The organism is Demequina gelatinilytica, from assembly GCF_000971115.1.
GTDB classification, from domain to species: domain Bacteria; phylum Actinomycetota; class Actinomycetes; order Actinomycetales; family Demequinaceae; genus Demequina; species Demequina gelatinilytica.
In genome coordinates this window covers 24432-36182 of the sequence record NZ_BBLV01000009.1, presented here as the reverse complement: position 1 = coordinate 36182, position 11751 = coordinate 24432, and the positions used below count along the sequence as shown (strand labels likewise).

Annotated in this window: 13 protein-coding genes; 12 read left to right on the top strand and 1 reads right to left on the bottom strand. The window is 70.6% G+C overall.

Annotated features, from left to right (window positions below; all coding sequences use genetic code 11):
• Positions 1 to 36: 36 nt before the first annotated feature.
• The 9 genes from csrA to AOM00_RS08870 all read left to right on the top strand — a co-directional run bounded on the left by csrA (position 37) and on the right by AOM00_RS08870 (position 6710).
• Positions 37 to 270 carry a carbon storage regulator CsrA gene (gene csrA, locus AOM00_RS08910; RefSeq protein ID WP_062517468.1) on the top strand — a complete coding sequence of 78 codons (234 nt, stop codon included), beginning with the start codon at positions 37 to 39 and terminating at the stop codon, positions 268 to 270.
• Positions 271 to 378: 108 nt separating this feature from the next.
• Positions 379 to 2652: a chemotaxis protein CheW gene (locus AOM00_RS08905; RefSeq protein ID WP_062517467.1), complete on the top strand. Its 2274-nt coding sequence runs from the start codon at positions 379 to 381 to the stop codon at positions 2650 to 2652.
• A gap of 1 nt (position 2653) precedes the next feature.
• Positions 2654 to 3073, top strand: coding sequence for a chemotaxis protein CheW (locus tag AOM00_RS08900; protein ID WP_062305249.1), 420 nt, complete (start codon positions 2654 to 2656; stop codon positions 3071 to 3073).
• Positions 3074 to 3083: 10 nt separating this feature from the next.
• Positions 3084 to 4145, top strand: coding sequence for a protein-glutamate methylesterase/protein-glutamine glutaminase (locus AOM00_RS08895; RefSeq protein ID WP_062517466.1), 1062 nt, complete (start codon positions 3084 to 3086; stop codon positions 4143 to 4145).
• The gene (locus AOM00_RS08890; protein ID WP_062517465.1) at positions 4142 to 4954 is read left to right on the top strand and encodes a CheR family methyltransferase; all 813 of its coding nucleotides are present in this window, start codon (positions 4142 to 4144) and stop codon (positions 4952 to 4954) included. Before AOM00_RS08895 ends, AOM00_RS08890 begins: the two co-directional genes overlap by 4 nt.
• A complete protein-coding gene (locus AOM00_RS08885; RefSeq protein WP_062517464.1) occupies positions 4951 to 5334 on the top strand; it encodes a response regulator in 384 nt (127 codons plus the stop codon). Before AOM00_RS08890 ends, AOM00_RS08885 begins: the two co-directional genes overlap by 4 nt.
• Entirely contained in the window at positions 5331 to 5801 is a 471-nt protein-coding gene (locus AOM00_RS08880; RefSeq protein WP_062517463.1) for a chemotaxis protein CheX, read from the top strand. Before AOM00_RS08885 ends, AOM00_RS08880 begins: the two co-directional genes overlap by 4 nt.
• 49 nt (positions 5802 to 5850) lie before the next feature.
• Positions 5851 to 6213 carry a response regulator gene (locus AOM00_RS08875; protein ID WP_062517462.1) on the top strand — a complete coding sequence of 121 codons (363 nt, stop codon included), beginning with the start codon at positions 5851 to 5853 and terminating at the stop codon, positions 6211 to 6213.
• Complete coding sequence (locus AOM00_RS08870; RefSeq protein ID WP_156159109.1) at positions 6210 to 6710, top strand: hypothetical protein; 501 nt, start codon at positions 6210 to 6212, stop codon at positions 6708 to 6710. Before AOM00_RS08875 ends, AOM00_RS08870 begins: the two co-directional genes overlap by 4 nt.
• Positions 6711 to 6787: 77 nt before the next feature.
• Here AOM00_RS08870 and AOM00_RS08865 read toward each other — a convergent pair whose 3' ends face one another.
• The gene (locus AOM00_RS08865) at positions 6788 to 7378 is read right to left on the bottom strand and encodes a M15 family metallopeptidase (protein WP_062517460.1); all 591 of its coding nucleotides are present in this window, start codon (positions 7376 to 7378) and stop codon (positions 6788 to 6790) included.
• Positions 7379 to 7557: 179 nt separating this feature from the next.
• Between AOM00_RS08865 and AOM00_RS08860 the strand changes: the two genes are divergently transcribed.
• From AOM00_RS08860 to AOM00_RS08850, 3 genes are all read left to right on the top strand, one after another.
• On the top strand, positions 7558 to 9156 hold the full coding sequence (locus AOM00_RS08860) for a methyl-accepting chemotaxis protein (protein WP_062517459.1): 1599 nt from the start codon (positions 7558 to 7560) through the stop codon (positions 9154 to 9156).
• 51 nt (positions 9157 to 9207) lie between these two features.
• A complete protein-coding gene (locus tag AOM00_RS08855; RefSeq protein ID WP_062517458.1) occupies positions 9208 to 10791 on the top strand; it encodes a methyl-accepting chemotaxis protein in 1584 nt (527 codons plus the stop codon).
• Positions 10792 to 10839: 48 nt separating this feature from the next.
• Positions 10840 to 11751: HAMP domain-containing protein (locus AOM00_RS08850; protein WP_156159108.1), on the top strand; the 912-nt coding region annotated here is incomplete at its 3' end.

Here is an 11751-nt window from a genome sequence, read left to right as displayed (position 1 = left end):
TCGTCGCCTTCGCGCTTGAGCCGTTACCTTTGACCCATGCTTGTCCTCTCCCGCCGCATCGGCGAGAAGCTCGTCATCGGCACCGACATCGTCGTGACGGTGCTCGACGTGCGCTCGGACGGGGTGCGCGTGGGCATCGACGCGCCGCGCGACGTGCGGGTGACCCGCGCCGAGATCCTCGAGGCGATCGAGCAGGAGAACGCGGCGGCCGCGCAGGCCGACGACGCCGCTGAGGAGAGCCTGCGCTCCCTCGCCCCGCCGACTCCCTGACGCTCCTCCTCGCCCACGCGGCAGGACTGCTCACCACCCGACGGCTCCGGCCGATGGGTCCCCCGACATGGCGGCGATGCCGCCCCTGACGGGTGAGGGAGCATGACGATGGACGCGATGGACGAGATCGTCCGCGAGTTCGTGGTGGAGAGCTACGAGAACCTCGACCAGCTCGACTCGGATCTGGTCGCTCTCGAGGGCGACGCGGGTTCGCGCTCGCTGCTGAGCTCGGTGTTCCGCACCATCCACACGATCAAGGGGACCAGCGGATTCCTGGGCTTCGGCGCGCTCGAGGGTGTGACGCACGTGGGCGAGAGCCTGCTCGCCGAGCTCCGCGACGGCAAGCGCGAGATGACGCAGCGCACCACCGATGTGCTGCTCACCATGGTCGACACGGTGCGCGAGCTGCTGCGCTCGATCGAGTCGACCGGCGCCGAGGGCGACCTCGACACCACCGCCGTGGTCGCCTCGATCCAGGCCGTCCTCGACGGCACCGACGCACCGGCGCCCGCCGCGGAGGAGGCTCCCGTCGAGCCCGAGCCGGTGGACGCCGCACCCGTGGATGAGGCTCCGACGGAGAAGGCGAAGCCCGCCCCCGTGCTGCCGGGCAAGAAGGCCAAGGCCCCGCTGCCTGCCAAGCCCGCCGAGGCACCGTCCGCAGCCGCCCCCGAGCCGGCCGCGGCCGAGCCCTCCGCCGAGGAGGCGCCCGTGCGCTCCGCGACCGAGTCCTCGATCCGCGTGGACGTCGAGGTCCTCGACGCGCTCATGCGCCACGTGGGCGAGCTGGTGCTCGCGCGCAACGCCATGACGAGCATCGCGGCGGACATCGACGACCCCGCGCTCGTGCACGCGACGCAGCGCCTCGCGCTCATCGCGACCGAGCTGCAGCAGGGTGTCATGAAGACGCGTATGCAGCCGATCGACAACGTGTGGTCCAAGGTGCCGCGCATGGTGCGCGACATCTCCGCCTCGCTGGGCCGCCAGGTGCGGCTCGACATGATCGGCAAGGAGACCGAGCTCGACCGCGGCGTCCTGGAGGCGATCAAGGACCCGCTGACGCACCTCATCCGCAACGCGATCGACCACGGCATCGAGGCGCCCGAGCAGCGCGTCGCCGCGGGCAAGCCCGAGCAGGGCGTGCTCACGCTGCGCGCCTTCCACCAGGGCGGCCAGGTGGTCATCGAGATCGCCGACGACGGCAAGGGGATCGATCCTCAGGCCATCGCCGCGAAGGCGGTCGAGCGGGGGCTCCGCTCCGCCGCCGACGTCGCGGACCTCGCGCCCCAGGACGTGTTCCAGCTCCTGTTCCTGCCCGGATTCTCCACGGCGGAGAAGGTCACGCACGTGTCCGGCCGCGGTGTCGGCATGGACGTGGTGAAGACCAAGGTCGACGCGATCGGCGGCGTGGTCGACGTGACGTCGGCTGTCGGCGTGGGCACCACGTGGCGCCTGCGGATCCCGCTGACGCTCGCGATCATGCCGGCGCTCACCGTCGAGTGCGCGTCGGAGACCTACGCGATCCCCCAGATCAACCTGCTCGAGCTGCTCGCGATCGACGACAAGCAGAGCGGCGTCGAGTACGTGGGCGAGGCCCCCGTGTTCCGCCTGCGCGGCCGCCTGCTGCCGCTCGTCGACCTGCGCGACGTGCTCGGCCGCACGCCGCGCGAGTCGCTCGTGGGTGCCGTCATCGCGGTGATGCACGCGGACGGAGGACGGTTCGGCCTGCTGGTCGACCACGTCCGCAACACCGAGGAGATCGTGGCGAAGCCCATCGCCGCCGCAGTCAAGGGCATCGGCCTCTACGCCGGTGCGACGCTCCTGGGCGACGGCTCCGTGACGCTCATCCTCGACATCCCCGCCGTGGCGCGCCGTGCGCTCGAGCTCCAGGAGGCGATCGGGGACGACCGCGACGTGGTGGCGACGAGCACGGGCGAGACCGAGCAGATGCTCATCGTCTCCGTGGGCGAGGACCGCCAGGTCGCGATGCCCATGGGCGCCGTCACGCGCCTCGAGCGCTTCCCCATGGACGTGCTCGAGCGGGTCTCCGGCTCGCTCGTCATGCAGTACCGGGAGCGCATCACCCCCGTGGTCGACCTCGCCCAGGTGCTCGGGCTCGGCTCGACGTTCCGCGAGGAGCTCGCCGTGGTGGTCTGCCAGCGTGGCGACCGCTCGGTGGCGCTTGTCGCGGACGAGGTGGTCGACATCGTCGAGTGCGCCATCGCCGACCGTTCCGAGGTCTCGGGCTACGGCCTGCTGGGCTCGATCATCGTCCGCGGCCGGGTCACCGAGCTGCTGGACCTCGAGGCGACCGTGAGGGACGCCGACTCCGCCTTCTACGACGTGCAGGACGCCGAGCTCGTCGGCGCCGGATCGGAGCACTGAGATGCGACACCAGCTCGCGACCTTCAAGCTCGACGACTGCCTCTACGGCATCGACGTCGCGCGCGTCCAGGAGGCCCTGCGCATGCAGGCGCACACCCCCGTCCCGCACGCCCCGAAGGGCGTCGCCGGCCTGGTGAACCTGCGCGGTCAGGTGGTCCTGCTGGTCGACCTCCGCGTGCGTCTGGGCCGCGAGGGCTTCGGCGAGGACGACGATCCGATGATGATGGTGGTCAAGGTCGACGGCGAGCCCGTCTCGCTCCTGGTGGACCAGGTGGGTGACGTGCTCGAGATCGACGGCAGCCGCTTCGGCTCGCCGCCGCCCACGCTCGAGCCCGCCCTGCGCGACTTCGTCACCGGCGTGTACCAGCTGGACGACGAGCTGCTCCTCGCGCTCGACGTCGATCTCGCGGTCCAGGTCTAGGCGAGCACGGATGTCCCCGATCAGGGTGCTCGTCGTCGACGACTCGGTCGTCGTGCGGCGCATCGTCTCAGAATCGCTCGCGTCCGATCCCGCCATCGAGGTGGTCGGGGTCGCGCAGAACGGCTCGATCGCGCTGACCAAGGTCGCGACGCTCAAGCCCGACCTCATCACCATGGACATCGAGATGCCCGTGATGAACGGCATCGAGACGGTCCGCGCGCTGCGCCGCTCTGGCGTGCGCACCCCCATCGTGATGTTCTCGACGCTCACGTCGCACGGAGCGTCGGCGACGCTCGACGCGCTCGCGTCGGGGGCGTCGGACTATGCGACCAAGCCCACGCAGGTGGCCAACCCCGCCGAGGCGATCCGCGTCATCACCTCGCAGCTCATCCCCAAGGTGAAGGCGCTGTGCGGCGCCCCCGCCATCGCGGCGGGCAGCGTCCGCACGCGTGCCGCGACCGCGCCGGCACGTCCGCCGCGGGCCGTGGTGATCGGCTCCTCGACCGGAGGTCCCGAGGCGCTGTCGAAGGTCTTCGGCGCGCTCGCCGCGCCGCTGCCGGTGCCGGTGGTGCTCGTGCAGCACATGCCGCCCATGTTCACCACGCAGCTGGCCGCGCGGCTCGACCGCATCGGTCCGTCGCGGGTGGTCGAGGCGGCCGGCAACGAGCGGCTCACGCCGGGCACGGTGTACGTCGCCCCCGGTGACATGCACCTCGAGGTCCGGCAGGCCGGCAACGCCGTGATCACGTCCCTCAACAAGGGGCCCCAGGTCAACTTCTGCCGTCCCGCGGTCGACGTGCTGTTCCGCTCGGCCGTCAAGGTCTACGGCGGCGACCTCCTGGGCGTCATGCTCACCGGCATGGGCTCCGATGGTCGCGACGCGACCCGCGGGCTCGTTGACGCGGGTGGCCGCATGATCGCGCAGGACCAGGCCACCTCGGTGGTGTGGGGCATGCCTGGAGCGGTCGCCGGTGCGGGGCTCGCCCACGAGATCCTGCCGCTCGACGCGATCGCGCCCGCCATCGTGCGTGCCACGCAAGGCGGCACCACCGGGAAGGAGGCCGTCGCATGACCATCGCCCCCGACTCCTTCGACTTCGTCGCGACCCTGGTGAGGCGCCGCAGCGCGATCCAGCTCGACTCCGGCAAGGAGTACCTGGTCGAGAGCCGCCTCGCGCCGCTGGCCCGCTCCGCGGGTGCCGCGGACGTCGAGTCGTACATCCGCTCCGTGCGTGCCAACGTCACGCTGCACGACAAGGTGGTGGAGGCGCTCACCACCAACGAGACCTCGTGGTTCCGCGACCGTCACCCGTTCACCGTGCTCAAGGACACCGTGATCCCCGACGCGATCACGCGACGCGGCAAGCACCTCAAGGTGTGGTCCGCCGCGTGCTCGTCCGGCCAGGAGCCGTACTCGATCGCGATGACCATCGCGGAGCATTTCCCCGACGTCCGCGCGAGCATCGTGGCGACCGACCTGTCCGAGGAGGTCCTCGCCAAGGGCCGCAGCGGGCAGTACTCGCAGCTCGAGGTCAACCGCGGCCTCCCGGCGCCGATGCTCGTGCGCCACTTCGAGCGCAAGGGCGCCTTCTTCGAGGCGAACGAGCGCCTGCGGTCGATGGTGTCGTTCCGTCGCCACAACCTGCTCGACGCGCCGCCCCTGGGCGGCCCCTACGACGTGGTGTTCCTCCGCAACGTCCTCATCTACTTCGACGTGGCGACCAAGCGTGACGTGATGCGTCGCGTGCGGTCGGTGCTCGCCCCCGGCGGCTGGGTCTTCCTGGGCGCGGCGGAGAGCACCATCGGCGTCGACGACATCTGGGAGCGCGTGCCCGTCGCGGGCGGCGCCTTGTACCGGCCCCGGGAAGGGAAGGCAGCATGAAGGCTCTTGTCATCGACGACTCTCGCGTGATGCGCAGGATCGTGGGAACGATCCTCAAGGACGTCGGCTTCGAGGTGGTCGAGGCGGGCGACGGCCAGGAGGCGCTCATGCGCCTCGAGCAGCACCCGGACGTGCGTCTGTGCTGCATCGACTGGAACATGCCCGTGATGAACGGCTACGAGTTCATCGTCGCGGCACGTGCCAAGCCCGAGTACCGCGACATCACTCTCATGATGATCACCACCGAGGGCGAGCAGGATCAGATCGTCCGCGCGCTCGCGGCCGGCGCCCATGAGTACGTGATCAAGCCGTTCACGGCGGACGTCATCATCGACAAGCTCGACTACCTGGGCCTGCTCGACCAGGAGGTCTCCGTATGACCGCCACGGTCGACTGGGCCCCCGTGCTCGACGCGGACCCGCTGCTGCAGATCACCCAGGACCTGTTCGCGACGATGATCGACGACGAGCCCGGGTACGTGTCCCACTGGGAGGGCGAGCGTCCCGAGCTCGAGGACGCGCGCCACACGTGGGTCGACGTCGCCGACGAGCAGATCGTGCGCGTGGTGATCGGCACCGGTCGCGAGACCGGCGAGGCGATCACGCGCGCGCTGCTCAGGATGGCCCCGGGCGAGGAGGTCACCGACGAGGACTTCGTCGACGCGGTCGGCGAGGTCGCCAACGTGGTGTGCGGCAACGTGAAGTCGCTGGTCACCCACCCGGGCACGCTCACCATCCCCGTGGTGGCCGATGCGCCGCCGCCGCTCGGCGACGGCGAGCGCCTGGTCGACGCGTGCCTGAGCTGGCGCGGTGCGCCGCTCACGGTCTCGCTCTGGGTGCTGCCGTAGCGGCACCGACGCACACTGTTCTTCGAAGTAGGGAAGGGAGGCCGACGACATGAAGGTGATCGTCGCCGATGACAGCCGCGTGATGCGGCAGATCGTGATCCGTACGCTCCGGCAGGCGGGCTACGACTGGTGGGAGATCGAGGAGGCCGAGGACGGCGCCGACGCGCTCGCGAAGATCCGTGCGACCGCTCCGGACTTCGTGCTCTCCGACTGGAACATGCCGAACATGACCGGCATCGACCTGCTGCGCGCCCTGCGCGCTGAGGGCAACGAGACGCCGTTCGCGTTCGTGACCTCCGAGGGCTCGCCGCAGATGCGGGAGCAGGCCGATGAGGCCGGTGCGCTGTTCCTCATCGCGAAGCCGTTCACCGCGGACATCTTCCGCGAGACCATCGACCCCTTCATCGGGTGAGCGCGATGGAAGGCCTGCGACCCACCCCCGTCCCCAGCGCGTTCGAGATCCGCGAGCTCTTCGCCGGGATGCTCGGCCGCGAGGTCGAATGGGACGGCAACGCCAAGCGCGTCGACCCGCTCGACGGTGCCACCGTCGCGATGTACGTGGACGACCTCGGCAACCTCGCCGCGGTCGCGCTCGCGGACGTCCCGCTGACCGCGCGCGCCGGCTCGGCCATCGCGCTCATGCCGCCCATGGGTGCGGAGAGCGCCGTCAAGGACGGCCTCATCAGCCCCGCCATGTTCGACAACATGGCGGAGATCCTCAACGTCGCCGCCTCGATGTTCAACAAGTCGGACACGCCGCACCTCAAGCTCAGGGAGACCTTCGCCCCGCGCGAGACGCTCCCGGCGGACGTCAACGACCTCTGCCTGCTCCAGGGCAGCCGCATCGACGGCGCCCTCGAGATCCAGGGGTACGGCACCGGCCGCATCTCGGTGGTCGTCGCCTACTGACGCCGGACCTCCGCGCCTCGCGACGGCCGCGCCTCCCCCTCGGGAGCGCGGCCGTCGTCGCGTGCGGCTCGCGCCGGTCAGGCGGCGGGCTGGAACTCCCAGTGCCAGGGCTCGCGCGCTACGGCCTCGACGAAGCCGTAGCGTCCCGCGTTCTCGCGCATCCAGGCGAGCGCATCGTCGTCGAGGCTCAGGTCGACCGCGAGGCCCCACCCGTGCTGGCTGGTGCCGGGCACGGCGGCGAGCCCGCCCGACTGGTACAGCCCCTTCGACGCGGCGACGCCCACCTGCGTGTCGTAGTCGCGATACCCGTCGGTGATGCCGATCACCACGCCGTCCGCCTGCGCGTCCGCGAGCAGCGCGTCCAGCTGCTCGGCCGCGGGTGCCCACAGGCGCTCGGTGGAGCCCGTGATCGGGCTCAGGGCGCTCTCCGGGATGAGCCCGTTGCCGTAGCCGGCGAGCGTGGTCGGGACGCCGTCGGCGTTGAGCTGCGCCGCGGCCGTGGCGAGCGGGTCCACCGAGGAGACCGCGGTCGCCAAGGTGGTCGCGAACGCGGTGGACGATGCGGCGGCGGAGTACGCGACCGCCGTCGAGGCGGTCCCGGGGCTGACCGCTCCGATGAGCGAGTGGATCTCGCTGATGCGCTGCTCGATCGCGGCGATCGCGTCCACCGGCGGCTCCCTCCATGCAGGTCTCCCGTGCCCCATCGGCTCCGGACCGGGCAGGTTGAGCGTTCCGGACGGCACGGAACCGTGATACGCGCCGCACCCGGGTAACGCTCACCACGGACCTCGCCAGGCCGATGAGACCCGCGTCAAAGCTGTGAACAACGCGACCCCCTTGGAGAGTCATGGACGTCCTGCCCGCTGTGCCGCACGCCACCTCACGGCGTTTCCCCCTGACCGCGAAGATCCTCGGCGCCTTCGGGCTGGTCGTGGCGATCCTCGCGACCGTCGGTGTCTTCTCGATCACCCAGATGCATCGCCAGGGTGATGCTCAGAGGGCGACCACCGAGCACGCCTACCGCGCGGACATGGCGGTCGCGAGCCTCACCGATGCGTTCTGGCAGATGCGGGCCCAGAGCCTGCGCCTGCGCGCGACGGAGCCGGCGGAGCTGGCCGCGGAGTACGCGACCCTCACCGACCTCCAGGCCGCCTTCGAAGGCGAGTACGCGGCGCTGAGCGCCGAGTTCGAGGAGCTCTTCGGCGTCCCCCTCGCCGACGACGGCAGCGCGGCGGAGACCTACGCGCGCTACAAGCTCGCGCAGGCCTCGGCCTTCGACCCTTCCTACACGGGTGAGGAGATCACCAAGGAGGAGCGCGCGGAGCTCGGCAACGCGATGGTGGCCGCGGTCGGCTCGCTCACCGAGCAGATCGGCCCGCAGATCCAGGCCGAGATCGAGGCCAGCGACTCCGAGGTCTCCACGGCCGCGACCCTCCTCACCGCGATCGTCGTCGCCGGCATCGCGGTGGCGATCGGGCTCGGCCTGGTCCTGGCACGCCGCATCACCGGCGCTGCCGGTGAGCTCAAGGGCGCGATCGACGCGATGGCGGACGGCGACCTCACGGTCGAGGCGACGGTCCGCACCAACGACGAGGTGGGCGATATGGCCGCCTCGCTCGCCCGCGCGCAGTCGGCGCTGCGGGAGACGATGTCGGGTGTGGTGACCTCCGCGGTCACGGTCGCCGCGGCTGCCGAGGAGCTGTCCGCCGCGAACGCTCAGGTGTCGGCCGGTTCGCAGGAGACGTCGGCCCGCGCCGGTGTGGTGGCGAACGCTGCCGATGAGGTCAACCGGTCTGTTCAGGCTGTCGCCTCCGGTGCGGAGCAGATGGGTGCGTCCATCAAGGAGATCTCGCACAACGCGAACGAGGCCGCTCGTGTGGCCGCTCAGGCCACGACGGTGGCGGAGTCCACCAACGAGAAGGTGGCCCGTCTTGGCGTCTCGAGCCAGGAGATCGGTGAGGTCATCAAGGTGATCTCCCAGATCGCGGAGCAGACGAACCTGCTGGCGCTGAACGCGACCATCGAGGCTGCTCGTGCGGGTGAGGCCGGCAAGGGCTTCGCGGTCGTGGCCGGTGAGGTGAAGGATCTGGCGCAGGAGACCGCGAAGGCGACCGAGGAGGTTGCCCGTCGGGTCTCTGCGATCCAGGAGGACACCGGTGGTGCCGTGGAGGCGATCGGCGAGATCTCGCACATCGTCAAGCAGATCAACGACTTCCAGCTGACCATCGCGTCGGCGGTGGAGGAGCAGACCGCGACCACGGCGGAGATGTCCCGGGGTGTCGCGGAGGCCGCGACCGGATCGGGCGACATCGCGTCGTCCATCTCCACCGTCGCGCAGGCCGCCTCGGAGGCGTCGACCGTGCTCGACCAGATCGGTGCGTCGGTCGCGGAGCTCGCCGAGCTCTCCGCGGACCTGCGCGCCAAGGTCGAGACCTTCACCTACTGATCCGATCCCATTCCCTCCGTACTCGCACGGAAGCAACAAGAAGGAACCCGCATGGACGCGCACACCGCCCTTTCCGGAACCAAGCGACGCCGCTTCACGCTCGGCGCGCGGATGGTCGCCGCCTTCGGCACCCTCGCGGTGCTGGTCTCGCTGCTGGGCGTCACGGCGCTCAGCCAGATCACCTGGCAGGGCGACCGCGACACCGAGACCATCGAGCATTCGCTCGAGCTGAACGCCGCCGCCGCGGCGGTCACGGAGGCGCTGTGGCAGGTGCGGTTCAACGCGGTGCTTTCCCAGATCGGTGCCGGCAACCCCGACGGCTCAGCGACCCTGTTCGCCGACTTCGAGGAGGCGGTGGCCACGTACGCCGTCCTGTTCGAGGAGGCGTACGGGTCGCCGCTTCCCGATGACGAGGAGGCGGCTGCTGCCTGGGAGGCCTTCAAGAGCGGCTCGCTCGCGCAGGGCGATCCCGCGCTGGCCGCCACGGCCCCCACAGGCCAGGAGATGGCCGCGTTGAGCGATGCGCTCGGTGAGAGCGTGGTCGCGATGACCAGCGAGGCGCCTGAGCAGGCACGCCTCGAGCTCCAGGAGACCATCGACGGGGGCAACCAGGCGCGGGTGTTCATCGCGATCGTGGTCGTGCTGTCCCTCCTCGGCTGCATCGTTGTCGGCACGGTGATCACGCGGGCGATCCTGCGGGGTGTCCGTGCGCTCAAGACGTCGATCGATGCGCTCGCCGACGGCGACCTCACGGTCGAGGCGACGGTGAAGAGCAACGACGAGGTGGGTGATATGGCCGCCTCGCTCGCCCGCGCGCAGTCGGCGCTGCGGGAGACGATGTCGGGTGTGGTGTCGTCGGCGGTGACGGTGGCTGCGGCTGCGGAGGAGCTGTCGGCGGCGAACGCCGAGGTGTCGGCGGGTTCGCAGGCGACGTCGGCCCGTGCCGGCGTGGTCGCGAACGCTGCCGATGAGGTCAACCGCAGCGTTCAGGCTGTCGCGTCGGGTGCGGAGCAGATGGGTGCGTCCATCAAGGAGATCTCGCACAACGCGAACGAGGCCGCTCGTGTGGCGGCTCAGGCCACGACGGTGGCGGAGTCCACCAACGAGAAGGTGGCCCGTCTGGGCGTCTCGAGCCAGGAGATCGGTGAGGTCATCAAGGTCATCTCCTCGATCGCGGAGCAGACGAACCTGCTGGCGCTGAACGCGACCATCGAGGCCGCTCGTGCCGGCGAGGCCGGCAAGGGCTTCGCGGTCGTGGCCGGCGAGGTCAAGGATCTGGCGCAGGAGACCGCGAAGGCGACCGAGGAGGTCGCACGCAGGGTCTCTGCGATCCAGGAGGACACCGGTGGCGCCGTGGAGGCGATCGGCGAGATCTCGCACATCGTCAAGCAGATCAACGACTTCCAGCTGACCATCGCGTCGGCGGTGGAGGAGCAGACCGCGACCACGGCGGAGATGAGCCGCGGCGTTGCGGAGGCAGCGACCGGATCGGGCGACATCGCGGGCTCGATCTCGACGGTGGCGCAGGCGTCCTCGGATGCCGCGGCCGTGCTCGACCAGATCGGTGCGTCCGTCGCGGAGCTCGCCGAGCTGTCCGCGGACCTGCGCGCCAAGGTCGAGACCTTCACCTACTAGGACCCCTAGGGGGCGTTCGCGCCCTCCTCACCAATGGACTGGAGAGACATGAACACGCATGAGGTCGCTGGGACGCGTCATGGACGCCGCTTCCCGCTCGCGGCACAGGTCTTCGGCGCGGTCGGCGGCGTGCTCGCCGCCCTCGGGCTCGCGACCGCGGTGTCGATCGGCACCGTCAGCGAGCTGCAGGACCGGGACGCCGAGCTGCGCGCCGACCAGGCCGCGATGACCGAGGGCATGGCGGACCTGCTCGACACGCTGTGGCAGGCGCGCCTCGCGGGCTTCAAGCTCGACGCGGCCGCCGAGGCCGCCGTGCCCGACCTGGTCGACAGGCTCAAGCATCGCTACGACCTCGTGGACCAGGAGCTGGCCTCCTTCGAGCAGCTCTACGCGGACACCTTCGGCGAGGAGCTGCCGTTCGCCGAGCTCGCGAGCAGCACGTGGGGCGAGTACAAGGCCGCCGTGCTGTCGGCGTGGGAGCCCACCGAGGGCGTGCGTCCGGCATCCGAGGCGGAGCGCTCCGGCTTCGACACCACGGTCGAGTCCCAGTTCAACGAGTTCGATGCGCATGTCGACATGCACCTCGAGGCCGCGTCGGTCGAGGTGGCGGATGACGCCGCCAGCGCGACCACCCTGCTGTTCATCGTGCTGGCCGTCGGCGCCGGCGCGGGAGCCGCCTTCGCGTGGTTGGTCGGTCGTCGTATCCGTCGCAACTCGGCGATCCTCAAGGAGTCGATGGCTGCGCTGGCCGCAGGCGACCTCACCGTGACCGCTCAGGTCTCCAGCCGTGACGAGATGGGTGAGATGGCGGAGCTGCTGTCCGCGGCCCAGTCCGCGCTGCGGGAGACGATGTCGGGTGTGGTGTCGTCGGCGGTGACGGTGGCTGCGGCTGCGGAGGAGCTGTCGGCGGCGAACGCCGAGGTGTCGGCGGGTTCGCAGGCGACGTCGGCCCGTGCCGGC